Source organism: Anabaena sp. 54, from assembly GCF_017355725.1.
Taxonomy (GTDB): Bacteria; Cyanobacteriota; Cyanobacteriia; order Cyanobacteriales; family Nostocaceae; genus Dolichospermum; species Dolichospermum heterosporum.
In genome coordinates, this window is the sequence record NZ_JAAVWA010000036.1 from 1 (window position 1) to 25,000 (window position 25,000).

Here is a 25,000-nt window from a genome sequence, read left to right on the forward strand (position 1 = left end):
AAAACAATAAAATCCTTTATTTATATGGGTTGTGGGGTAAATAAACTCATATTTGGCATAACAGGTACGGAAGAACCTCAATTTTCAATGTTGTATCTTCTAATTCTACCTCTAATGGATCATCGGTAATTAACCATTGTTCTTTTTCTAGTGCTGTTCTAACTGCTTGATGAAATAAATCTCTTGCTGACATAGTTATTTAGGATTTAATTTATTTGTCTGAATCAGGATGTCGAGGATTTGAGGATTGTTAGGATGTTATTGGATGATTTTTGTGGGGAGTTGGTGATTTTTTGTCTGAATCAGGATGTCCAGGATTTGAGGATTTTCAGGATGTTGTTGGATGATTTTTGGTGGGGAGTTGGGGATTTTCAGGATGTTTTTGAATGATTGTTAAACTGCCTTTAGCGTGAATATATTCTAAAGCCTGACCAATTTGATCTATATATAATAGTGCTTCGCTTTCGGTAAGTTGTCCCTTTTGTCGAAGATATTGAGATAAAGTTACTCCATCAATATATTCCATTACCACGCCAAAAAGCTCACCTGCTTGAATGACTTCATGGACTTTGAGAATATGCCTATGATCAAAACCTTTAATTGTCAAGGCTTCGTTAATAAACTTAACCTGTTGTTCTGCAAAGTCTTCTCGCAATTGCATTTGCTGATTGAGGGTTTTAATGGCGTATAATTTACCCGTGCTAGGTTCTAAGGCTTTGTAGGTAGTCCCAAAACCACCGCTACCCAAGGGTTTACCTTGAATGATAAATCTACCGTTGTTAATTTGTTGCCCTGGTTGCCAAATAATCATACCCTTGTAGATACAGTGGAGATTAATTTAAATATATCATTGCGTTGCGTTAGATCCCCGACTTCTTGAAGAAGTCGGGGATATGAAAGGTTAAACTACAACTTCTGCTGATTTTGCTTCTGGTAACAACCGCCTTATACCTTGCTGTTCAAAATATGCACTAAACTTAATCCGGCTACTCTGGTTAAGTAAGTAGCTTGGATTAGTTGATTAATTGTTACTTTGGTTTGGGCGATCGCTCTTTCCACAAACGTTCTATCTGCAACCAGGAAAAAGCTTTTACTTCACTTTAGTCCAAAACCCGTTACTCGGATTGAGGTTGGTGAACAAACGTCTGCTAATGCTGGAAACTAGCAAGCTGCTAAAAACGTTTTTTCTGCTGTGTATAAACAATACATCAATTTTCCTTGATTAATGTTTACATCTGATGCTAGAGTCAATATTAACATATCAACTTTTTTTGAAATGACAATTAAAGTAGGAATTAATGGATTCGGACGCATGGGCAGGTTGTCCGTTCGTGCTGCTTGGGATTGGCCAGAAATAGAATTTGTTCACATTAATGAAACCAAAGGTGGAACAGAAGCCGCAGCACATTTACTCAAATTTGATTCTGTACATGGGCGTTGGACACCAGAAGTAGAAGCGGTCGAAAACCAAGTTGTTATTGATGGTAAATCTCTCAGTTTTACTGAATATTCTCAACCGGGTGAAGTTCCTTGGGAAGATTTTGGGATTGATATAGTTTTGGAATGTTCTGGTAAGTTTAGAACCCCCGCTACCCTTGACCCCTATTTTAAAAGAGGTGTGCAGAAGGTAATTGTTGCTGCACCTGTTAAACAAGAGGCTTTAAATATTGTCATGGGGGTAAATGATCACCTCTATCAAGCTGATAAACATCATTTGTTAACAGCAGCTTCTTGTACTACTAATTGTTTAGCCCCAGTCGTAAAAGTAATTCATGAAGGTTTAGGAATTAAACATGGAGTAATTACCACAATTCACGACAATACTAATACTCAAACTATTGTAGATGCACCTCATAAAGATTTGCGTCGGGCTAGGGCTACAAGTATGTCATTAATTCCTACTAGCACAGGTTCAGCCACAGCTATTGGGTTAATTTATCCAGAATTGAATGGTAAATTAAATGGTTTAGCCGTGCGTGTACCTTTGTTAAATGCTTCTCTCACAGATTGTGTATTTGAAGTTGTGCGTCCGACAACAATAGCCGAAGTTAATGATTTATTAAAAACTGCATCTGCACAAGAACCATTAATAGGAATTTTGGGTTATGAAGAACGTCCTTTAGTTTCTATTGATTATAAAGATGATCCTCGTTCTTCGATTATTGATGCCCTTTCGACAATGGTTGTCAATGAAACCCAAGTGAAAATCTTGGCTTGGTATGACAATGAATGGGGTTATGTTAACCGCATGACTGAATTAGCGCGAAAGGTGGCTTTAAGTTTGCAGAAATAATGGTTTTCTAGGGGTGGGTTTTCTGTCCTACCCCATAAAGATTTTTGCACCCAGAGACGGAGAGAGAATTTTAGTTTGTATTTACAATTTTGAATTTTTAATCATGGCTTCTACTACTGCTTCTAATTCTAATTTCAAGAATTATATTCTGGTGACACTGGCATACTGGGGCTTCACTTTGACTGATGGGGCTTTGCGAATGTTGGTTTTGCTCTATTTTAATAAAATTGGTTATACACCTATTCAAATTGCCTCTCTGTTCCTGTTTTACGAGGTATTTGGAATTGTTACAAACTTTCTCGGCGGTTGGATTGGTTCTCAGTTTGGGTTAAAAGTAACTCTTTATACTGGGATTGGATTACAGGTGTTTTCTTTAATTATGCTGTCTTTTCTGAATCCAGGGTGGGCGCAGTGGCTTTCAGTCCTTTATGTGATGGTTGCACAGGCATTTTCGGGAATTGCTAAGGACTTAACGAAGATGAGTTCTAAAAGCGCCATTCGCTTGGTTGTGCCTCAAGATGCCCAATCTTCTTTGTTTAAGTGGGTGGCTGTACTCACAGGTTCTAAGAATGCTTTGAAAGGTGTTGGTTTCTTTCTGGGTAGTGCCCTTCTCAGTTCTGTGGGTTTTATTAATTCCCTGTGGATTATGGCTGGGGGACTGGCTTTAATTATGTTTTCTGGGTTAATGCTGCCCAAGGGCATGGGTAAAATCAAGAAAAAGGTCAAATTTAGCCAACTTTTCTCTAAAAGCGCAGAAATCAATATTCTCTCGGCGGCGCGATTCTTTTTATTTGGATCTAGAGATGTATGGTTTGTTGTAGCTTTACCAGTATTTTTACGTGGGACTTTGGGCTGGTCTTTTTATCAGGTGGGGGGATTTTTAGCTTGTTGGGTGATTGGTTATGGGATTATTCAATTTTTAGCACCAACACTCATGCAGCGGTTTGGTTCTGGCCGTCCACCTCAATCTCAAACTATTCGATTCTGGACATTTACATTAACGGCTGTTCCCGGTGCGATCGCTTTGGCACTACAATTAGGTTTACCCGCTAATATCGTAATTATTGCTGGACTTCTCGTTTTTGGTGTCGTATTTGCTTTCAATTCCGCTGTCCATTCCTATTTGGTTTTAGCATTTACTGATGATGATAAGGTCGCTTTAAATGTGGGTTTTTACTATATGGCAAACTCCGGTGGTCGTCTTGTGGGTACAGTTTTATCCGGTTTGGTTTATCAAATATTTGGCTTAGTTGGTTGTCTGTGGACATCAATGTTTTTCGTATTCGCAGCAGGTTTAGTTTCTCTGAAGTTACCTAATCCTCAACCTAGTAAAGCTATAGCTTGGAAAGCTGGAGACGGAGAATAATATTTCCCAGTCTAAAGATATGCTATGCAAACAGGTATATCCTACTCTAGTGAGATGACTCCAAAATTTATTTGAGTTTAAATGTGGTAATAGGCAATTAATGACAGTTTTTGCCTCTTGCCTAAATACTAATTTGTAATAAATACACATTTTATAATGACAACAAGATCCCCGACTTCTTAGAGAAGTCGGGGATCTGAAACTAACATTTATAGAGGTTAATTAAGTGGAATATGTAACTAAACAACCGACTATAAAACGCCTTTCTTTTCTGGATCGCTTTTTGACATTGTGGATATTTCTGGCAATGGCAACTGGAGTGGGTTTAGGCTATTTTTTCCCCACAATAGAAGTTTTTATCAATCATTTCCAAATAGGAACAACCAACATTCCCATTGCTATTGGTTTAATTTTGATGATGTACCCACCCTTAGCAAAGGTAAAATATGAAGAATTAGGAGATGTATTTCGTAATAAAAAAATTCTCGGACTATCATTATCGCTAACTTGGATAATTGCCCCAATTGTAATGTTTACACTTGCTATTCTTTTTTTACGCGATAAACCTGAATATATGACTGGGTTAATCATGGTGGGAATAGCCCCTTGTATTGCTATGGTAATTGTCTGGAGTGACTTAGCTAAAGGAGATACTGAATATACAGCCGGACTGGTTGCTTTTAATAGTATTTTTCAAATTCTCTTTTACAGCGTTTATGCTTGGTTTTTCCTGACTATTTTGCCACCTTTATTTGGCTTACAAGCAACTATTGTAAATATCGGTATTGGGGAAATTGCCAACAGCGTTTTTATCTATTTAGGTATTCCTTTTCTGGCTGGATTTATGACTCGCCTTATTTTAGTGAAAGCTAAAGGTAAGCAGTGGTATAATCAAGAATTTATTCCAAAAATCAGCCCCATAACTTTAATTGCTCTTTTATTTACAATCATGGTAATGTTTAGTTTAAAGGGCAATTTGATTGTGCAGATTCCTCTGGATGTTGTCCGCATTGCCATTCCGTTAATTATCTATTTCCTATTCATGTTTTTGAGTGCTTTTTACCTAGCATGGAAAATCAAAGCCGACTATGCAAAAGCTGCTAGTGTGGCATTTACTGCTGCTGGTAATAATTTTGAATTAGCAATAGCTGTAGCTATTTCTGTATTCGGAATTAAATCTGGTGTGGCTTTTGCTGCTGTCATTGGACCATTGGTAGAAGTGCCAGTCTTAATTAGTTTAGTCAATGTATCTTTCTGGATTAAGAAACATTTTTTTAGGTTATCTCCACCAGTAGGATTATAATTAAATACGTTTAATCTATTGATTTATTTGAATTTAATGAAAGTTACTGATTTAATTACTTGGTTTGAAGAATGGGCAAATCCCGCTTGGTGCGAAAGCTGGGATAATTGCGGTTGGCAAGTTGAACCCGGTGTTTTGTCTACAGAAGCACGGGTTTTGGTGTGTTTAACTCCGACTTTAGCCGTTATGCAGGAAGCGATCGCTCTCCATGCTAACCTTATATTTGCCCATCACCCCCTCATTTTTCATCCCCCCAAATCTTTCCGCACTGGAGACGCTTTAACAGAAATGGTGCGGTTGGCTTTTACCCATAATATTGGAATTTATACCGCACATACTAATTTTGACCAAGTGGCAGATGGAACTGCTGACGTTTTAGCGCAACTTCTGGAACTTCAAGAAGTATCACCTATTGTTCCTACCCAAGCAGGTTTAGGTTATGGGCGTGTAGGAAATATAAAACCTACTTTGACATTGCAAGAATTAATTAATAATATTCAATCTCAATTAAATCCACCTCATTTGATTTTTTCCCCAATGGCTGATTTACAACAGCAAATTTCACGGGTAGCTGTTTTAGGTGGTTCAGGTGCAGGTTATATTTCAGCAGTAGTCAAAACTAATGCTCAGGTTTACTTAACGTCTGACTGTAAATTTCATCAATTCCAAGAAAGCCGTGATCGTGGTATTATATTAATTGATGCTGGACATTATGCCACAGAACGCCCAGCGTGCGATCGCCTAGTTCAGAAATTTCAAGCTCTTAACTTAGATTGGGTGCAATTGAGTCAGAAAGATGAAGATTTTCGCCAGTTTCTAACCTAGTAGTCTGTCAACCCGAAAATGACGGGTGAAGGAAAGCAGGGGGAGAACAGAGGCAGGGGAGGGAAGAACAGAAGTTTTTTCCGATCATTACCCGTCAAAATAAATTTGACGAACTACCAGTACCATGCTGACCTTTACACTGTATGTAAAATTGCTAATTTCATGGATACAATCACTTATACCATCTTAAACCCGATGTAGAGATGTGCCACTAAAATACCTCCACATATAAATTTACATTTTGCTTCCGTAACGCCTGGCTAATCTTATTCAAAAATTTATACAAAAAAAATTATTTACCTTTAAGAAACTAGAAATAATGTTATCATTTATATAGAATACACATTTTAACCTTGGGGAGAATCTTCTATAGACTATCCAATCGGTTATCTGTACTTAGCTAGATAGTCTCATTAAAGGGCTGAAAGCTATGTTGCGCCCAGACATAATATTTCTATTGACAAAGCGTGCTAATAAGGATAACTAGCCTTGCCCCTAGAAACGCCAAATCAGAGAAAAATGTCTGTAGATGTTAACAGTTGCCATAGCCGTTCAACTAATGCGGTAAACTAAAGCTTAAGACCCAAAATTTCACCTAACACTAATGACTAAAAATAAGTGGTAAAATTGAGTCACTAAACTTACTGGGTTCTGACTACGAAATTCACCTCTTAGAGGCGGATATTCCAGGGGTGGAACCCGAATTTGACAGGTTTAACTACGTTGTATAAAAAGGCAGAAGCACTACATGCTACACCGCAAAATTTATCAACTGTGTTGCGACGGGCGGGAGGTATGTGTTTTTTTGCGGGATCAGCAACGCTGGATAGAGCGGGCCCGCATCATTGATATCGAGGGCGATTTAGTGACTTTACGCTATGAGACAGACGAAGAAGATGAAGTTTGTTCTTGGGAGGAGATGGTTCGTCTTGAAAGCATCGGATCTGTTACTCAAAAATTAGCTTCAGTGCAACGCGGTAACATAGATCCGCTGACAACTGAAGAATGTCCAGAAGCAGAGCGTATCCCTAACCCTTATACTGACCTAAATCCAGATTGAAAGAGCCGTCAGCGTGTTGTTAACAAGAGGATTTAAACCCCACCTCAGCAACATTCCACCTGTAGAGGTGGCGGAATTGAACCCAAAATTAACTCAATGCTGATTGCTAATGGCTTATTAAACGCTCCTAAATTAAATTCACGTCAAGCGTTCAAAAGCAGGACAGTATCCGTCAAGGGTAACTTTGAAATTATATAAGGGGGCAGCGGGGTTCCAACACCGTTGCCCCCTTTGGTGTCGGCAGCTACCACAGCACGCAACATCACCAGAATTAGGGCGAAGATGATTGGGGTTTACAAGTTCTCGTGGGGATAACCCCCGCAATACCAGGTCTTCGCCCTGCCAACGCGCTTCTATTAAACCCGTGTCAGCGAATTGTCTCCAGCGGGGGTCTGCTGTTACTGTATCAGGGAGAGTGATGGTAATAACAGTACCTAATTCCGTCAACTCTCCCTCATAATTAGTTTCTGGGGCGGCAGGTTGTAAAAATGTTTCCCCAATTGGTAATTCTACTAGAGTTCCGGCTGCTGGTGAGTGGACATGATAGCGGTTTTGTAGCTCTTCTAAGCAAGTTAAATCTGCTAGATAGCTGGGAGAACCATGCACAAAAATAACGTGCTGGGGTCGTAAATTATGAATTAGCTGGGTTGTTCCTGGTCCATCACTATGTTGCGCTAAAAGATAACTTTCAAATTTCGTTGGTGCTAAATATTCTGGGTTAACGGGAAGATCAATTTTTTCCGGTAAAAGAATCAACCAATTGCCTGTGTTATATTGGCAGTATTTACGTAAATCTGCGGAAGAGTCCGTGAGAACAATACAAGGAGATGTCCCTAAAGTGGCTAGGTTTTCCGGCTTTAATCTTCTTACACGAGGCTTTACCCGTTCATCCCAAAATAAAGGTTGGTGTCGGGCAAAATTCTGGACAGCGGCGGGGAGATGGGGTAAAAGTTCTAAGTAGGCATCGCAACCAGCAGCTACAGCACCATCAACCCAAATATCTAAATCTCGACCTGTAAAGTGGTGATGGGAACGTAACAGCATGAGTAATTCTTGACCTAATCCTAATGCTGGGGTTGGTAAAATTACTGAATTGTTTTTCTCTGTGCCACTAGAACTAATGGCGCGATGAATCCTTTCTGCTAGTTGATTTTCTTGGTTACGACGATGGGTATGACGGGATGTACCATAACTACCTTCAATTAATAGCACGTCTAAATTTAAACCCCGGAGTTCATCTAGTCGCAACCCTTCGACTAAACGGGAGTTGGATAGGAAAAAATCACCTGTGTAAAGTAATTTATAATCACGGTTGGGGGTGTGGTAAGTGAGGAGAATCGCCACAGCACCGGGTAAATGACCTGCGGGAAATAATTCTACTATTAAATTTTCTCTGATTTCTACAGGCGATCGCAATGGTAATGCCTGACAAAATGAGAGAATTCCTGGTAGTTCTTCATCTGGCCAATTTAGCGGTAATAACTTCGTTGTTACCTCACTAGCATAAATAGGTAATAGGGGAAAAGCTTGATGTAGTGTTAATAAGCCTCTGGCATGATCTGGATGAGCATGACTAATTAGGACTAAATCCGCTGGTATCCCATGATGTGCCGATTGAGTCATTTCCTGTGCTACAGGGGAAATATTTGTCAAACCGAAATCTAACATGATCCGGTGTGGTCCCATCCTGACCAGTAGACACACCCCTTCATCTTGATGCTGAACACTATAGGGAAAGCATTCCAACTCGTTAGCTGTTGTTCCAGCATCAATTGATATATTATTCATTATTTGCTCCTCCCCTCAATCAAACTATTGGCTGAGAAAGTTGGCTTTTAGCAATATTCCTCTGCAAAGTTCAAAAAAGTTGGAAACCTAAGTTGTCACTCTTGTTAATGTGCAGAACCGTTACCATGATAGTTATCGGAATCATAAAAGCCATTTTTCGTACCAAAGAATAAGCACGAAACCGTAAATATAACAGTTAAACCCACTAAAATTAGTTTGATGTCCATTAATTTTATCCCCTTAACTTCAGACTTTTTGATTTTAATATCGTGTTTTTGCATTTGGGCAAAATCACTAGAAATCTTTACCATACTTGGGTTATAAGTAAATATAGCACTTTTATGGTATGGGCAGGGGCAACTTGTCAGAATCAAGATGTCCAGGATGAGAGGGTCAACCACCCATCACTTCCCTTCGGGTAAGTGAGGGCTTGTAAAAGCCTAGTTGGACTCAGTTCTTAACCGAACTACGTTAGAGGTAAGAGTTAAAGACCTACCAGGGGATGCGTAGCTAGTTCCCTGCTCTAGAACTTCAAAGTTAAACAGTCCTAAAGAAGATTATATTGTTAAGCCATTAAGTGTTTTAGTATGAGTATTTTTCCAAGCGTCAAAGCTAAGGGACTTCCAAATAAAAAAATACTCAACCACCTAACGCAAAAATCTCTCAAACCCTTATTCCTCTGTGTCCTCTGCGCCTCTGTGGTTCGTTAATCAGGATAATTTATTTCTTGGAAGTCCCTAAAGACTTTATTAAAGTTGTTGAAAAAATATTTTGCTGGATTAATTGAGAGACACGATATAAAACCAAAAGAAGTTTTGGTAATACCGTTTCATCGTCCAGGTAGACAACAGGGTAAATTAGATGAATCTGAATCTATACAGGTGTCTCTACCGCTAAAATACACCTAAATTTTGCTGGTTAAATTTTTATCTTGAAAAAACTTTAAAGAATAATATCCTCTCCCCGTTCAGTAAAGCGGACATCTTTAATTTTCCACTGAGAATTACTAATTAATGTTTTGCGGACACTGCTAAACAACGCAAACTGTTCACAACTAGAAAGAGAAGATACTTGTCTTTTGGAATCTGGTGAGATGCGGATATCAACAATTGCAACACCGTTTTTTACATTGACACGATAACCAGACACGCTAAAATCTGCTGTACTTTGTTCTTTAAATATTTTACCTATGGCTTCATTCATGGGTTCTGCTGCGGAAACGTCAGCTTTTTGAGGAATTAGCTCTTGACATTGAGCATCACTTGTGTATACCGTGACGTGAGTAGTTTTCCCAGAAATGGCTTTATTGTTAGAATATGGCTCAACTGTGGGAGTGGGAGACTTCTGTAGTTTCTTGGGGTTAATTTTGCTATTTGGTATTGTTTCTGGAGTTGGGTTATCAGCAGTATTGCTAGAATCACAACTACTAATAACAGTGCAGGATACAACTAAAAATAATGATAAAATAGCTTGTTTGTAATTATACATATAGTAATTCCGTTGGATTTTTACAAGACAATTCATCAGGGGAAGGAAATAAAAACCTAAATATCAATGATAACTACTTTTCCTACCATCCTATTTTATGTCACAGTATTTAAGGTTCTTCGGTTATTTTTATGGAAAACCTGGTTCAAAATCATTGAAAGCCCTATTGTGTAGGCATTTCATTGAAAATATGGAAATAATTGTTTATAACCCTTGTCCCGTAAGGGTTTTGTTATCATCAATCCTCAATCTCAATCACCATAAAAGAGACGCAAGAGCCTGTAATCTTAACCTGTAAATTTTAGCTGATCAATTTTTTCAGCGTAACTATTGTTATTGTTATAAGTAGGTGAACACAATAAAACCAAACTGTGTAAAGAAACGTAAAATCGCCCAAAACCTCTTTACTCTTGCCTTTTGCCTCTTGCCTCTTGCCCTGCCATAACGACAATTTTCAACGCCAACCTACTTAGCTGATTTGAATGCTCTTTAATGCTAGACGTAAATCTTCTTGTGAACGAAATTCTTCTAACCTCTGCTTGACAATACCATTTTCAATCAGCAATAAAGTTGGTAGGGATTTAAGCCTATAAGTATTAGATAGTTTAAAATTTTGATCGGCATTTATCTCCACTAGTTTTATTCTATCACTGCATTGAATTTGAAATTGTAGCAACAAAGGATGAATAATTTTACAGAATTCCGACCAAGGGGCTGTAAAATTTACTAAAACAGGGATAGGGGATTCTAAAACATTTTTGGTAAATGTTTTTTCACTGATAGATAATATAGTTGGTTGTACGTCAGATTCAGGAAGTAAATGTGCAACTCCAAGTAGCTTACCTAAACGAGATGTTTTCAAAAAAGCCTGTCTTTGAGCATGAGTCATTATCTCTTTTGATCCTGCCATTATTTCATTACTATTCATATAACTTTGGTTTTCCCCATCTGGTTTCATGTCGTTGACAAAATTCTGCTGCTGCGGTTCGTGAAAATCTGAATACATATAAGTCTTCTCCACTAGGAGTGCTACCTAAAAAACCAAGATATTCCATCTGTACCTTATCCCTATAGTATGCCACAGCTTCATCCAAAGCTTCCAGCGAAATGAATGATTCCACTGGTGTTACCTGGCAAAACTCGAAAGCAACCTTTATTGCATACCAAATTAACCATTTACCAATAGGTTCAATTAACCTTGAAGTAACATCTCCTCGACTGGTAGGGTATGCTTCTATATTGTTTATTTCCATAAATATGGGAGGAGCGGTTTCAGGATAAAAATATGGATAAAGACTGTATTTCACCAATCCCCAAACTTGACCTTTATAAACAAGCTTGACTATATTTTGGCAGTAAAAACTGGTGTTATTCCATATATTCAACCAGTCATCCGATAGTAGTCAATTTGTTTTTATTACCTGTTGAAAATTTGAATATCATAAATTGTACATTAAGATAGACAATTATTCAATCATGGTTTGTAAGATAACTTATGATTACTATATATTAGTTACATCGTACCATCATAATATCAATTACAAGCTAACTTCATGAAAATCCTTTAATCCTAAAAATCCTGATAGCGCAGCGTGGTGTTAGCCACTTCAAACAATTAACAAATAGCTGCATTCACAAACTGAATTACATCTCCTAATCCAGTTTGAGTTTTCAGGTTTGTAAAAACAAAAGGTTTATCACCACGCATTTTTTTTGCGTCTCTTTCCATGACATTCAAATCAGCACCCACATAGGGAGCAAGATCGGTTTTATTAATCACTAATAAATCAGATTTAGTGATACCTGGACCACCTTTACGGGGGATTTTATCACCAGCAGCCACATCAATGACATAAATTGTTAAATCTACTAATTCAGGACTAAAAGTAGCAGCTAAATTATCTCCACCACTTTCTAAAAAGACTAAATCTAAATTGGTAAATTTCTCTTCTAATTGTTCAATTGCGGCTAAATTCATGGAAGCATCTTCACGGATAGCAGTATGGGGACAACCTCCTGTTTCTACACCCAAAATGCGATCGCTTTCTAAGGCTTGAGAACGGACTAAAAATTGAGCATCTTCTTGAGTATAGATATCATTTGTCACTACTGCTAATTGATATTTTTCCCGTAAATTCTTACATAAAGCATCTACTAAAGCCGTTTTTCCTGAACCCACAGGACCTGCAACTCCTACTCTTAAAGCCGTCATAATTTTTAACTCCTAAATAATCTAGTGTACTGGGTTTCGTGCTGCATACTTGCTAAAGATAAACCCCAATTACAACATCCTAAATCATCATCTTCCATGAGCAAAATTTCCTCCACAGTAGTAGTTAATAAAGGTTGTAAACCCAGTAATAACTGTTGTCCCGCAGTTTGTCCCAGCGGAATAATTTTAATACCAGCGGTAATTAAATTATTCGCCCAACTGTGTAAATAAGCTAATAAACAGACTTGAATATTTATATCCCAATGAGCGCAAGCTATAGCAAATGCGATCGCATAATTGCTAGGATAACCCACAGCATTCACCACAGGTAAAATATCCGGTTCTAGTTTCCCCAATAATTGCATCAGAGAACGTCCCATTTGCCAACTAGCAGCCCGTAATTCCTCCGTATCCCTCGCCGCCGATAACCATAAATTCCACCGCTTTAAAGCCGACCTATCACCTGATTGGATAGCATGAAAACCCCTCGTCATTACTGCCGCATCTAGGCGAATTGAGCCATAAATTAACTCAGATTTTAGCCAATCTTGAAGATTTTCAATATTAGTAATAGTCCCATTTTCTACTAACATTTCCAACCCTTCTGAATAGCCATAAGCACCAACAGGTAAAGCTGGACTTGCTAATTGTAAAATCGCCAAAAAATGGCTATGTGTGAGAGTGATTTCCATAAGCCCCTAATTCTGGTTGAAAAGGTACAACTTCCTCTTTAATTTCTAACCCTAATTGGATTAACATAGCAGCTAAAACTGCATCTGGAGATAAGCGTAAATAAGTCGAAGTTATTTCTACAGGAACATGACGATTTCCTAAATGATATGCAGCCCTTAATAATAAAGGAATTTCTGCTAATGCAGTTAAAACTGGTTCAGGTTTAGCAATAATTCTCATATTCATACTTTCATTTTCATTTATGAGAATATCGCCGTCATTTAATACTGTACCTCTAGCCAAACGCAAAAAAACTTCCTTACCATTTGCTAATGTAAATTTATGGCGGCTACGAGTTCGTTCTTCCGCAGTCAGTGAAAGAGTGAAAGTAACTATAGTATCATCATTAGGTGGTTGACGTTGAGTAAAAGTCAGCATAATTCCTGAAATTAACTTTAATTTTGATGATTCTGTATCTATAGTAATTCATTTTCAATATTTAGTAAACAAAAATATACCCGACTTCTTAGAGAAATCGAGTATTTTCAAATTTTCCCTTTACAAATCTCTTTTAACTAAGCGAGTGAGATGGTAAATAATTCCTCATAATCATGAGAGAAATATTTATAAAATCTGCGGAAATTTTCCGGAGAAACAGCAAGTTGTACAACAGCAAAAACAGCCCGCACATGAATAGCAGCTATCGTGGGTTCTACCTTTTCTTTGTCACTGATACATTTAATAAATTCTTGTAAATTCAAAGATTGAATAGGTTCTGTTTCACCTCCATACAAATATTCTCTCAATTCCTGGGGTATTTGTGCTGCTAATTCTTCTCTTTCATCACTAGGAATAATTTTTTTAATACTTTCAAAAGTAGCACGAGTAGCAACTTCTGCTTCTTCACGAAGTTCCGATTGAGCTAAACTTTGAACATGGGTTATAAACTCGGTATATTCCATTTTTTTATCTCCAGTATTCAAATCAATAATTTGTCTTATCAATCAAACAATTATGAGTGAGAGAAGTCCTAAACATGATGACTGATTACCTCCAACTTATAATTTAATATTTAAAACTAAAGGTGGCTTTGGCAATAGTAAGTGTATTCTAGGCTTTAACGATTCACTTAACTTCATCCCCAAGAGTTAGATATAGCTATATCTGACGATAGATATATTAGTGAAATATCCCCAATTTGTTCAAGAAGTTAGGGATATTAAGAATTAAAAGTTTTCTACTGAAACGGTGCGTCAAACTTGTTAATTCATCATCTAATTATTAAATTAACTTTTGACGCACCCTACGAGTTTTTATTGTTTTATCTTCTTTCTAGGAAACCAATCATCTAAAATGGCGTAAAATACGGGGACAACAAACAAGCTGAGAATAGTAGAACTGACCAAACCACCGGCTATAGATACAGCCATAGGCGATCGCAATTCTGAACCCGCACCTAAACCCAAAGCAATGGGAACCATCCCCAAAATTGTCGCCGCAGTTGTCATCATAATGGGACGCAACCGGACAGGTCCAGCTTTGAGAATTGCCTCAGTTCTTTCTAGTCCAGAATCTCTTAACTGGTTAATGTAATCTACAATTAAGATGGCATTTTTGTTAGTAATCCCCAGCAAAAATACAAAACCAATTAGAGATATCATCCCAAAATCACTTTTTGTAAATAGCAGTGCCAACAACGCCCCCACGATTGCTAAAGGTAAAGAAAGACCAATAACTATGGGGTCTACCCAACTTTTAAATAACCAAATTAACACCACAATAATACAAAGTGCTGATAATCCCAAAGTCGTGCCAAAACTCCCAAAAACCTCATTCTGACGGGCAGAATCTCCTCCCAAATTCAAAGAAACACCCGCAGGTATAACTGCTTTAGCTTCTGCTACCACCTTATCCGTCGCATCACCCAAAGTTAAATTTTGACCCAGATTAGCGCCGATATAAGCCACCCGCTGATTATTCAAACGTTCAATTTGTAAAATTGGATCTTGTTGATCAGATGCACCTGTGATAGTGATATCAGCAAACCCAGATATTTTCTCAATTCGGGCTTTTACTGCTTTAGCTGCCGTCGTTAAGGCTTGAAGATCATTACCTTGTAAGGCTATTTGCAGAGGTTTTTGTCCACCTGTGTCTACAAACTGAATATCTTCTACACTTGTAGTTACACCCGCCAATTTTGGCAAAGCAGCGCGGAGTTGGTCTTGTACTTCTGCCGTTTTCACTTCTGAGTCTGTTTTCAGCTTAATGTACAGCGTACCCTTGTTTGGCTCACCTTCACGAGAACCGACAGTAGTAAATACCGTTGCTACTGCGGGGGACTTCCTCACTACTTCTTCCAGTTTCTTAGCAACATCCAAAGAATCGTTTAGAGGATTAGGAATGGGAATAGAAGATGATGAAGCAGCTAAAGCCGCAGCAGACAAAGACGAATTTTCTAATTTATCTTTTTGTCCCGCTTGTCCTGGTTGTCCTCCTGGTTGTTGTCGTCCTCCTTGCCCCGCTTGTCCAAGATTCCCAGGAAGATTAGGTAAGGGAGCAGTATAGACAATATTAAATTCTCCTCGGTCAAGTTTGGGAATAAACCCTTTGGGAATTAGGGGAATCAGGGCTAAACCAGCTATTAAACTACCAACTGCCAAGCCGACAACTATTAAGCGGTGCTGCAATGACCAGGCTAACAAGTTACGGTAAGCCTGATCAAATTCTAGCCAAATTTTACTTTGCTTTTGGGGAGAACTGGATGATTTAGCTTTGAGCCAGTAAATAGCTAAGACGGGTGATAAGGTTCGGGCTACTAATAAAGATGTCAGCATCGCAGCGGAAACTGTAATCCCAAAGGGTTTGAAAAATTGACCAATGACTCCACCCATTAAACCGATAGGCAAAAATACCGCTACTGCTGTTAAAGTGGCTGCGGTGACAGTTAAACCAATTTCATTGGTGGCTATGAGTGCGGCTTCGCGGGGGGTTTTTCCTTCTTCTATATGCCGCATGATGTTTTCTACATCAACTATGGCATCATCTACTATCGAGCCAATGACTAAAGCTAAGGCTAACAGAGTGATGGTTTCTAGGTTAAAGCCATATATCGCCATGACGATAAATGTCCCTAACAAAGACACGGGAATAGCTAAGGCAGAAATTAGGGTGGCTTGCCAATTCCATAAAAAGGGAAAGATGACAACTACTGAGAGGACGATCGCTTCAATCAGTGCATCTATGGTGGAATGGGTGGCGTTGTGAATATATTCAGCTTGGGTAGCAGCTAAGGTGAGGGTGACATCTTTTAAGCTCAACCTTAGCTGTTGTACTTCTTTTTCTACCCGACTGACTACTTCTAGGGTGTTGGCATTACCTTTTTTAATTACTTGAAAGGCTAAAGCCTGTTTACCATTGAATCTTACTAAAGTGCCAGATGAGGGTAATAAAACATTCCTTCTTCTTTCTTCTTCCTGACTTATGGGAGTTACGGGCGCAGACCCTGCGCCCCTGCGCTCCTGACTCCTTGTGTTGCCATCTCCTAAGAGGGAGACTTTGAGAACTCCTGGTAATTTAGCGATCGCTGGGACAATTTTCGCTTTTGCTAGTTGCTGTAAATTATCAATCTTCCCAGTAGCACTTTCAATGGCATAGCTAACAGCCGCTGATTCGTTCAGATTCAAAGGGATGATTTTTTTAGTGGCATTCTTGGGTAGATTTAATTGATTGACGATTTGAGAAATTTTCTTGGTCGCAGTTTCTAAATTTGTCCCCACCACAAAAGAGGAAATTACGGCAGTTTGACCAGGATAGGTTGATGAACGAATATCCTCAAGACCTGCCAGTGATTTGAGACTTGCCTCCAGGGGTTTAGTTAGTTGTTCTTCCGTATCTAGGGCAGATGTTAAGGGTGCTTGGGCATTTACCACCACTACCGGAAAGGTGATATCTGGAAATAAAGCATATTTGAGGGAACTGAATGCCAGGATACCAGCTACCGCTATACCTATCCAAAAACACACTGTCAACCAAGAAAACTTAATCGCTAATTTGGAAATATTGAAGCTTTCGCGTGTAGATTGTGTATTGGTCTGTACCATCTGATAAAATTATTTGAGTCCTTGGTCATTATTTGTCAGTCTTTTGATCACTGACAACTGACAGGCTAGTATAGAACTTCTAGGGTGAAAATGGTTGTAGATGTTTAGTCATGGTAGATCCTTAATCCTTTCGTTCCTTGTTCAAAGTATTCTAAGCAACACCATAATCTGTATATGGACGCTTGTAGGGTGGATGCAACCCCAACACAATATCTTCTTTGGGAACACCCATTTTTACTAACTCCTCAGCAGGATTTTGGTCTGTCAAATTTTGTTGTAGCCAAATTTTGCCATCTTTAATATCAAAGTGCATGACACTACGATAAACTCGATGTAGTTCTTGCCAGCCGACATTCATCCATTGGTAATGATCCCTTTGGGTATCAAAAATCAGTTGTAGTTCTTCTTCTTCATCATCTTTGGCGTAATTAGTTAACAAAGTTTGAATATATTCTCGATATTTAGCTATTTTATCCATTTAAAAATTACCTCCTGAACTCCTGAATGGGCGCAGGCCCTGCGCCCCTACCTCCTGAACTCCTGAACCTAAATTTCCCATTCTTATGTCAACTCTAATCTTAGTCCCCCAGGGAGCAGAATATCAAGCCGTCTGTCGCGGATTAAGGCGCGTCCCCAATTCTCAAACCAAGGTATTAGCGATACCAATGGGAATTGAACCAGTGCGGAAATATTTACAACAATTCACCCATAATCAAGCAAATCGGATGCTGATGATGGGTTTATGCGGTAGCTTGAGCCAAAAATATCAAATTGGAGATATTGTTTTATATCAAAATTGTCTTTATCAAGGAAATCTGCAAGAGGGCGATAATTCCTTTACCGCAGATATACATAATAAACTTGGAGATCATGTATCTTTAGTCAAAGGGTTAACGAGCGATCGCCTCTTATATAAAGCCACACAAAAACGCGAGTTACATGAACAATCCGGTGCTGACGTTGTAGATATGGAAGGATACGCTTTTCTCGAATTTTTCCAGCAACCATCTGACGCAGTTTCTCCACCAGTACAAGTAGCCATCCTGCGAGTAGTTAGCGATGATGCTCACCATGACATCCCCAATATCACATCAGCAATTGGTGCAGATGGCTCATTACAACCTTTACCCTTAGCTTGGGAATTAATCCGTCAACCCCCAGCAGCAACTCGATTAATTACCGGTTCATTAAAAGGACTCAAAGCTTTAACAACAGTCACACAATTATTGTTTACGGCTTAAGGCAAGAATGTCCAATAGACCCATAAGATCCCCGACTTCTTAGAGAAGTCGGGGATCTAAACAGAATTTAAACCGGAGAAATATCTTTTAAGCTAAACTACTGGTGCCAAATTGACTTTAACAATCACATCATTGAAGTCTTTATCACCACCACCACGTAAATCCTCAAAGCCAAAGGTATTATCACCTAATATCCGCACATGATCAACACCATCTGAGTTAGCCCCCAAGAAGGCGAAGTAAATATCTGGGTTATTATTAGGATTTCTATCAAGTAGGGCATCAAGTGTACCATTAGCCACAAGAAATGGTACATACATAGCACCACCTTGAAGGGTAGTATTGAAACCTGCTGTTCCGCCGTTATTCACGTTCAAACTAACATCAGAAACACGACCATTTAGAGCCGCTTGCACATAACCATCCTGTCCTGGGAGGATATCAGCGATACCATCACCACTAGTATCAATACCGCCATTCCCATCAGTTACGCGATAGAAACCAACGAAATTGTTGTAACTTGCTTCTCGGTAAACAGTAAAATCAGCGGTTACTGCACTAGTAATACCCCGTAAATCCAGCGATTCGCCTTGTGGTTTACTTTGCAAAGCTGTACCCAAAGGCATAGATTTATCATTTGCTTGAATCTGGACTTGCAAATCGTCGAATCCACTTGGATTACCAGAACCATCTTCCCAATTTAGAGAGAAACTATTAGACCCCAAGTCTGTAATTTTTACAGTAGAAGGGTTGGCAAAGAGAACATTGCCAATGGGTGTGTTCTTATTCAGTACAGAATCGGTTGAACCATCTTTTACTAAATAGAATCTCAAATTGTCATTGGAGTTAAACTCTAATAACCTACCGAGGCTAGTGAGATCAAATCCAGCAGGAAGATTAGTAATAGTAGAGAAAATTATCTGACCTTTTGCTAATGCTTTTTCTGCATAACCAGGTTCACCTGGGGCAATTCCATCTATTCTACCAGACGCATCATCAACAGCAAATACTCCTATTTCATAGAAACCATTAAAATTGAATCCTGTCAATTTTACTTCTAGTGTCACTTTGCCGTCGTTATCTTTGATATTGAAGACATTATCACTAATTAGTGAGAGGAAATCGTTAACGTTAACAGTTTCCGTGTCAGTGCCAGTGTCAGTGCCAGTGTCAGTTCCGGTATCAGTGCCAGTGTCAGTTCCCGTATCAGTGCCAGTGTCGGTTCCCGTATCAGTGCCAGTGTCGGTTCCCGTATCAGTTCCCGTATCAGTGCCAGCGTCGGTTCCCGTATCAGTGCCAGCGTCAGTTCCCGTGTCGGTTCCCGTGTCAGTTCCCGTGTCGGTTCCCGTGTCAGTTCCCGTGTCGGTTCCCGTGTCAGTTCCCGTGTCGGTTCCCGTATCAGTTCCCGTATCAGTTCCCGTGTCGGTTCCCGTGTCAGTTCCCGTGTCGGTTCCCGTGTCAGTTCCCGTGTCGGTTCCCGTATCAGTTCCCGTATCAGTGCCAGCGTCGGTTCCCGTGTCGGTTCCCGTGTCAGTATCAGTGCCAGTGCCAAGCCGCACATAGACTTTCCCTGATCCAGGTGCGCCAATAATTAAATCGTTAACACCGTCACCATCAAAATCTCCATTACTGATCGAGCTACCTAACTTATCACCTATAGAAGCACCGTCAATTATAAAGCCATTTTGACTGTCGGGACTTTCGAGACTTGAGAGTTCAAAGGTAGGTGCAAAGTCTTCCTCTGTGCCATAAATGACGTAGACTTGTCCAACATTATTATTAGCATTTTTTGCCCCAATGATGATGTCATCAATGTCATCATCGTTAATATTCCCAGCACCACTGACATACCAATCGGAGTTATCAAGGGTTGAAATACCATTGATGGTAAAGCCATTGCTACCATTAAGGTCAGAAAGATTGATGCTAGAACCAAAATCTTGTTTGCCAAAGACCACATAGCCTTTGCCTTTCGCACCAATAATCAAGTCTCCGATGCGGTCACCGTTGATATCCCCAGCTTTGCTAACAGAGAGTCCTGATTGATCAGCATCTTGTCCGTTGATGACAAAGCCATCGCTGCTACTGAGGTTGGCAATGTTAATATCATCAGTAAAGGGGTTGTCATTGCTACGCCCATAAATGACATAACTGCTGCCAGAATTGTTACCATTGGGATTCGCATAGGGCGCACCAATGATGAGGTCATCAATTCCATCACCGTTGATATCCCCAGCGTCACTGACAGAATAACCTAAGCTATTGTTGTCATCACTTGGGTTATCCGGGTTATAGCTGTAGATAATCAAACCGTCATCAAGCCCAAAGTTTGGGTCGTCGAGGTTTAGGGTTGAGTCAAAATTCTCTTTCCCAAAGATGGCATAGCTTTCACCTATAGTCCCTGATCCGTTGTCACCAGGATTGGTTGCGCCAATTAATAGCTCTTTGATGCCATCACCATTGATATCGCCCGCAGCACTAACAGACCAACCGGCATTACTACTAAATCCACTGCCTTGAATGTTAAAGCCCTTACTGCCAAGGTTGGAAAGTTCGATGGGACTATTAAAATAGTTGGGGTCGTTACTGCCAAAGATGACATAAGCAGAGCCGAGACTATTCCCATTTGCACCAGGTGATCCAATGGCTAGGTCATCAACACCATCACCATTAATATCCCCAATATTCCTAACAGAATAGCCGGATTTATCGCCTGCTTTAGCCCCATTGATCACAAAGCCTTTAGTGTTATCGAGGCTAGAGACATCTATGGTTCGATTAAGTGAATCTCTTTCACCAAAGACTACATAGGTTTTTCCGGCGTTGCTTTTGTTATTAGGATCGCTCGAAGGTGAACCAATGACGATATCTTCAATTCCATCACCGTTAATATCAACAGCGCTAACTGAGTAGCCGAACTCATCGCTACTTACACCCTTGATAGTAAAGCCGTTGTTGTTGGATATGGGAGTGGAAGTGGGTATAATCTCACCACTTACAGGATCGATAACAATAGTCTCGCCAGTTACAGGATCTATACCGATCAAAAATACCTCTTCATTGTCACTGCTGGAATTAGAATCTGGTAGGGCTGCTTCAAATGGGATCTCCTCAACTGGGCTATTTTCACTTGTTATGATCGATGGATTGCTGCTGACTCCAGTTGTGGTGGCGATAGGATCTGGTTCTGTTGATGGATTGCTGCTGACTCCAGTTGTGGTGGCGATAGGATCTGGTTCTGTTGATGGATTGCTGCTGACTCCAGTTGTGGTGGCGATAGGATCTGGTTCTATTGATGGATTGCTGCTATCTTCAGTTGTGGTGGCGATAGGATCTGGTTCTATTGATGGATTGCTGCTATCTTCAGTTGTGGTGGCGATAGGATCTGGTTCTATTGATGGATTGCTGCTATCTTCAGTTGTGGTAGCGATAGGATCTGGTTCTATTGATGGATTGCTGCTATCTTCAGTTGTGGTAGCGATAGGATCTGGTTCTATTGATGGATTGCTGCTATCTTCAGTTGTGGTAGCGATAGGATATGGTTCTATTGATGGATTGCTGCTATCTTCAGTTGTGGTGAGTGGTTCCATAATGATGTAGTGTTATTAGTTTTTCTTCAATGGTTGACAAATTTCGGTTACAGCAAAGCTGGTGTAATAAGTAGTTCCACCCTAGTTACACAAGTATTTGCTATAAATCTGCGTTGAGAAATAGCTCTAGGCTGTAGTTGAGTGGCTAGAGTGTTGGTGATAGTATCGACAGAATTTCATACCTCTGGGGTAAATATGCGTGGTTGCCCCTAAGCTTGAGTTGTTAGAGTAACTTTTGATGGAAATAGGGGAATAGTAGTTAATACCCTGGTATGATGAGACTTCCCTGGCTTGCAGTTGAGTCGCCAGAGTTGGTGGAGATAATTTTTTCGGATGGTCAGATACGGTTAGTTTCTATGCCAGATCAAACTCTCTTTATATCCATATTTGTGTACCCAATTTTTCACCTCATATAATCAAATCCAGGTCTATTTATTTAAGACTTGGGGTTTTTGCCGACTACACCCAGACGCGGGAAGATGCTGAAGTTTATGCCTGATTTGATTTAAGGACTCTTAGCTTTTCACTAATTAGAAAGTTTACTTTGATTGTCCGAAAACAGTATAGCCTAGATATTGTGTTATTAGTTGTGAAGTTTCTGTGAAGTTGAGGTCAATAACACGCAAATTCCTGAGTTGGGCTTTTATCATTGGCTGTAAACATGACAATCTGTTTTAGTCTGCGGTTATGATACTTGATATCAATGGGAAAAATTTTTCTTCCCTGTTCTCAAGTCCAGATTCCTATAACTTAATCCCTAATTGTTAATGTCCAATCCGGACTTGTTTTAAATATTCTGACTACTTTTGATCTACTGTCTTTACCAGTAATCCTAATGTGTGGTTAATGCTGGGGCTGGTGTTTAATGGGTAAAAATGGGGATTTTTAGGAAAAATGTCTGCTACTGGTTGTCAACGGGGTAAACTCTGGCTTGATTAGGGATCAGGAGTCAGAAGTAAGTAATTGGACAAAAATATTTACAGTCATTGCGAGCGAAGCGAAGCAATCACAATCCTTGCGATTGCTTCATTTCACTTCGTTCCATATGGCTAACGCCACGCAACGCTTACGCAATGACATTGTGTAATTAATTCTGTCCCACTACTTATGGCTTACGCCAAGTCAGAAGTCAAAAGAAGAGGGAAATTTCTGTCTTTGCTGCTTTTGCTTCTCCTATTTTGTTATTTGGCATATACTCTACCTTTCCATGCGCCTCCAAGACCTTGCCAATGTTGTAATGCTGAATCTAGTGTCATACAAGTATACATAAAGGCAATTATGGGTAGGCTAAAGGCAAAAGCGGGGGAGCATTTGTAAAAGCGAGTAATTGGGAAGTAAGCAAAAGTCATTAGCAGGTATCCGATGACAGAGGTGAGGGTAATTATCCAATTCCCGAATACCAGTCCTAAAATAATTCCTATTGGGGGGACTATATAAACTAAGATCATTCCTAAGAGGCTACCTAGGAGGAGAAAGGGGGAATAATTCAGTTGTGTATAAGCACTTCTGGCGACCATATCCCAAATTGTTTTGAGGGAATCGTAGGGGCGTAAGCTACGGGTGAGAGTGCTGAGTCCTAACCAGATTTTTCCCTTGGTTGATTTGACGGCTTTGGCTAGGGAACAGTCATCAATTAGGGCTTGACGAATAACTTGTAATCCACCAATTCGATTGAGGGCTTCTTTCTGAATGAGAATACAACCTCCGGCGGCGGCGGCGATCGCCTTTTTGGGGTTATTTACCCAGGAAAAGGGATAGAGTTTTTGGAAGAAGAAGACGAATGCGGGTATTAATAGTTGTTCCCAAAAGCTTTGACAGCGTAATCGTACCATGATGGATACGAGGTCTAATTTCTGTGCTTCGGCTTTGGCAACTAGGCGGCGGAGGTTACTGGGATGATGTTCTATATCTGCGTCTGTAAGTAAAAAATAGTCTGGTTTTAATTGGCTGGCTGTTTGTACACCTTGTTCCATTGCCCATAATTTGCCTGTCCAACCCGGAGGTAATGGGGGGCTGGATATAATCTGCAATTGTGGGGTTTTGTCGAGGGCGTGGGCTACTCCTTGGGCAAAGTTGGCTGTACCGTCGCTACTTTGATCGTCTACTAGGAAGATGGTGAATTTACCAGGATAGTCTTGCAGGAGGAGCGATCGCAAGCTAACAGGAATGACATCGGCTTCATTACGGGCAGGAATTATTACGCACACGGTCGGTAAGATGTTGTTATCAATATCTTTATCTTTATTTGCTTCTAATTGGTGATTAACTCGCCAAAACTGCCCCCAAAATAAGAGTAAAAATATCCAAATGACTAAGGATAGAAGGGTCAAACTGAATATAATTGTTGCCATAACTGTTGCTGTACTCCAATTTAAAATTTAAAAGACAAATTTAATTCTTTTACTGACTTGGATAGAATACAATGTTTGCTGATTTTGCGGAAGAATTTTCTCGTAATTCGGTTATGTTATTTAAATATTGTTTGGTGCTGAGGTAGGTATTTGATGCAAACACAAGATAGAATAAAAGTCAAGCAAGTTGTTGATGCGATAGCCGCAAGTCAAAAACATCTACTTTCTATTCAAAATCCCGATGGTTATTGGTGGGCTGAGTTAGAGTCTAATGTTACCATCACTTCGGAAGCTGTTTTATTACATAAGATTTGGGGAACTGAGAAAACCAGACCTTTACATAAAGTTGAAAATTATCTCCGTTCTCAACAACGAGAACATGGAGGTTGGGAATTGTTTTATGGTGATGGTGGAGATTTAAACACAACTGTAGAAGCCTATATGGCTTTAAGATTGTTAGGTGTACCCGCTACAGATACCGCATTGCTGAAAGCGAAATCTCTAATTTTAGCTAAAGGTGGTATTAGCAAAACTCGGATTTTTACAAAGTTACATCTAGCTTTAATTGGCTGTTATAATTGGCGCGGACTGCCTTCTTTACCACCTTGGGTAATGTTGCTACCCGATAATTTTTTCTTCAATATTTATGAACTTTCGAGTTGGGCGCGTTCTAGCACTGTGCCATTATTAATTGTCTTTGATCGAAAACCA

23 protein-coding genes (1 of these 23 cut by a window edge) are annotated in these 25,000 nt (G+C 39.6%); 8 read left to right on the top strand and 15 right to left on the bottom strand.

What is annotated here, in order from left to right; genetic code table 11:
• Positions 1-46: 46 nt before the first annotated feature.
• Both HEQ36_RS22400 and HEQ36_RS22405 read right to left on the bottom strand, forming a co-directional pair.
• Positions 47-193 carry an element excision factor XisH family protein gene (locus tag HEQ36_RS22400; protein ID WP_168637089.1) on the bottom strand — a complete coding sequence of 49 codons (147 nt, stop codon included), beginning with the start codon at positions 191-193 and terminating at the stop codon, positions 47-49.
• A 135-nt stretch (positions 194-328) separates the two neighbouring features.
• Complete coding sequence (locus HEQ36_RS22405) at positions 329-811, bottom strand: protein kinase (protein WP_325064628.1); 483 nt, start codon at positions 809-811, stop codon at positions 329-331.
• A 465-nt stretch (positions 812-1,276) separates the two neighbouring features.
• Between HEQ36_RS22405 and HEQ36_RS22410 the strand changes: the two genes are divergently transcribed.
• The 5 genes from HEQ36_RS22410 to HEQ36_RS22430 all read left to right on the top strand — a co-directional run bounded on the left by HEQ36_RS22410 (position 1,277) and on the right by HEQ36_RS22430 (position 6,847).
• A complete protein-coding gene (locus HEQ36_RS22410; RefSeq protein WP_168637090.1) occupies positions 1,277-2,293 on the top strand; it encodes an ArsJ-associated glyceraldehyde-3-phosphate dehydrogenase in 1,017 nt (338 codons plus the stop codon).
• A 103-nt stretch (positions 2,294-2,396) separates the two neighbouring features.
• Positions 2,397-3,659, top strand: a complete 1,263-nt coding sequence (gene arsJ / locus HEQ36_RS22415; RefSeq protein WP_168637091.1) for an organoarsenical effux MFS transporter ArsJ — start codon at positions 2,397-2,399, stop codon at positions 3,657-3,659.
• 226 nt (positions 3,660-3,885) lie between these two features.
• Positions 3,886-4,962 carry an ACR3 family arsenite efflux transporter gene (gene arsB / locus HEQ36_RS22420; RefSeq protein ID WP_290601297.1) on the top strand — a complete coding sequence of 359 codons (1,077 nt, stop codon included), beginning with the start codon at positions 3,886-3,888 and terminating at the stop codon, positions 4,960-4,962.
• Positions 4,963-4,998: 36 nt separating this feature from the next.
• Entirely contained in the window at positions 4,999-5,787 is a 789-nt protein-coding gene (locus HEQ36_RS22425) for a Nif3-like dinuclear metal center hexameric protein (RefSeq protein ID WP_053539308.1), read from the top strand.
• Positions 5,788-6,535: 748 nt separating this feature from the next.
• Positions 6,536-6,847 (top strand): DUF6679 family protein, encoded by a 312-nt coding sequence (locus HEQ36_RS22430; RefSeq protein WP_027403878.1) that lies wholly within the window; start codon positions 6,536-6,538, stop codon positions 6,845-6,847.
• Positions 6,848-6,985: 138 nt separating this feature from the next.
• Here the strand turns inward: HEQ36_RS22430 and HEQ36_RS22435 are convergent, their stop codons facing one another.
• Both HEQ36_RS22435 and HEQ36_RS22440 read right to left on the bottom strand, forming a co-directional pair.
• The gene (locus tag HEQ36_RS22435; protein WP_168637092.1) at positions 6,986-8,635 is read right to left on the bottom strand and encodes an MBL fold metallo-hydrolase; all 1,650 of its coding nucleotides are present in this window, start codon (positions 8,633-8,635) and stop codon (positions 6,986-6,988) included.
• A 104-nt stretch (positions 8,636-8,739) separates the two neighbouring features.
• A complete protein-coding gene (locus HEQ36_RS22440) occupies positions 8,740-8,946 on the bottom strand; it encodes a hypothetical protein (protein ID WP_053539310.1) in 207 nt (68 codons plus the stop codon).
• A gap of 444 nt (positions 8,947-9,390) precedes the next feature.
• Between HEQ36_RS22440 and HEQ36_RS22445 the strand changes: the two genes are divergently transcribed.
• Positions 9,391-9,543, top strand: coding sequence for a hypothetical protein (locus HEQ36_RS22445; protein WP_290708480.1), 153 nt, complete (start codon positions 9,391-9,393; stop codon positions 9,541-9,543).
• A gap of 34 nt (positions 9,544-9,577) precedes the next feature.
• On the opposite strand, the gene HEQ36_RS22450 is transcribed toward HEQ36_RS22445, so the two are convergent.
• The 9 genes from HEQ36_RS22450 to HEQ36_RS22490 all read right to left on the bottom strand — a co-directional run bounded on the left by HEQ36_RS22450 (position 9,578) and on the right by HEQ36_RS22490 (position 17,585).
• On the bottom strand, positions 9,578-10,123 hold the full coding sequence (locus HEQ36_RS22450) for a hypothetical protein (RefSeq protein WP_053539311.1): 546 nt from the start codon (positions 10,121-10,123) through the stop codon (positions 9,578-9,580).
• A gap of 469 nt (positions 10,124-10,592) precedes the next feature.
• Positions 10,593-11,012 carry a co-chaperone YbbN gene (locus tag HEQ36_RS22455; protein ID WP_053541283.1) on the bottom strand — a complete coding sequence of 140 codons (420 nt, stop codon included), beginning with the start codon at positions 11,010-11,012 and terminating at the stop codon, positions 10,593-10,595.
• A gap of 31 nt (positions 11,013-11,043) precedes the next feature.
• The gene (locus HEQ36_RS22460) at positions 11,044-11,508 is read right to left on the bottom strand and encodes a hypothetical protein (RefSeq protein WP_199924241.1); all 465 of its coding nucleotides are present in this window, start codon (positions 11,506-11,508) and stop codon (positions 11,044-11,046) included.
• Positions 11,509-11,738: 230 nt separating this feature from the next.
• On the bottom strand, positions 11,739-12,335 hold the full coding sequence (gene ureG, locus HEQ36_RS22465; RefSeq protein WP_168637094.1) for an urease accessory protein UreG: 597 nt from the start codon (positions 12,333-12,335) through the stop codon (positions 11,739-11,741).
• A 5-nt stretch (positions 12,336-12,340) separates the two neighbouring features.
• Positions 12,341-13,027, bottom strand: coding sequence for an urease accessory protein UreF (locus tag HEQ36_RS22470; RefSeq protein WP_168637095.1), 687 nt, complete (start codon positions 13,025-13,027; stop codon positions 12,341-12,343).
• Complete coding sequence (gene ureE, locus HEQ36_RS22475) at positions 13,005-13,445, bottom strand: urease accessory protein UreE (protein WP_168637096.1); 441 nt, start codon at positions 13,443-13,445, stop codon at positions 13,005-13,007. Before ureE ends, HEQ36_RS22470 begins: the two co-directional genes overlap by 23 nt.
• Before the next feature lie 137 nt (positions 13,446-13,582).
• Positions 13,583-13,969: a DUF2267 domain-containing protein gene (locus HEQ36_RS22480; protein WP_168637097.1), complete on the bottom strand. Its 387-nt coding sequence runs from the start codon at positions 13,967-13,969 to the stop codon at positions 13,583-13,585.
• A 351-nt stretch (positions 13,970-14,320) separates the two neighbouring features.
• Entirely contained in the window at positions 14,321-17,107 is a 2,787-nt protein-coding gene (locus HEQ36_RS22485) for an efflux RND transporter permease subunit (RefSeq protein WP_168637098.1), read from the bottom strand.
• Between the two features lie 151 nt (positions 17,108-17,258).
• Positions 17,259-17,585 (bottom strand): XisI protein, encoded by a 327-nt coding sequence (locus HEQ36_RS22490; protein WP_027403892.1) that lies wholly within the window; start codon positions 17,583-17,585, stop codon positions 17,259-17,261.
• Between the two features lie 85 nt (positions 17,586-17,670).
• On the opposite strand from HEQ36_RS22490, the gene HEQ36_RS22495 reads away from it, so the two are divergent.
• Positions 17,671-18,348 carry a phosphorylase gene (locus tag HEQ36_RS22495; protein WP_053539317.1) on the top strand — a complete coding sequence of 226 codons (678 nt, stop codon included), beginning with the start codon at positions 17,671-17,673 and terminating at the stop codon, positions 18,346-18,348.
• Positions 18,349-18,440: 92 nt separating this feature from the next.
• Here the strand turns inward: HEQ36_RS22495 and HEQ36_RS22500 are convergent, their stop codons facing one another.
• Positions 18,441-21,938 carry a DUF4114 domain-containing protein gene (locus HEQ36_RS22500; protein WP_290708484.1) on the bottom strand — a complete coding sequence of 1,166 codons (3,498 nt, stop codon included), beginning with the start codon at positions 21,936-21,938 and terminating at the stop codon, positions 18,441-18,443.
• A 1,181-nt stretch (positions 21,939-23,119) separates the two neighbouring features.
• Positions 23,120-24,289 (bottom strand): glycosyltransferase, encoded by a 1,170-nt coding sequence (locus tag HEQ36_RS22505; protein WP_053539319.1) that lies wholly within the window; start codon positions 24,287-24,289, stop codon positions 23,120-23,122.
• A gap of 153 nt (positions 24,290-24,442) precedes the next feature.
• Here HEQ36_RS22505 and shc point away from each other — a divergent pair, with 153 nt between their 5' ends.
• Positions 24,443-25,000, top strand: partial view of a squalene--hopene cyclase gene (gene shc, locus HEQ36_RS22510; protein WP_168637100.1) — the 5' end (the start) only. Its footprint extends 1,350 nt past the window's final position; 558 of the gene's 1,908 nt are visible here — the first part of the coding sequence; it begins with the start codon at positions 24,443-24,445; the stop codon falls past the right edge of the window.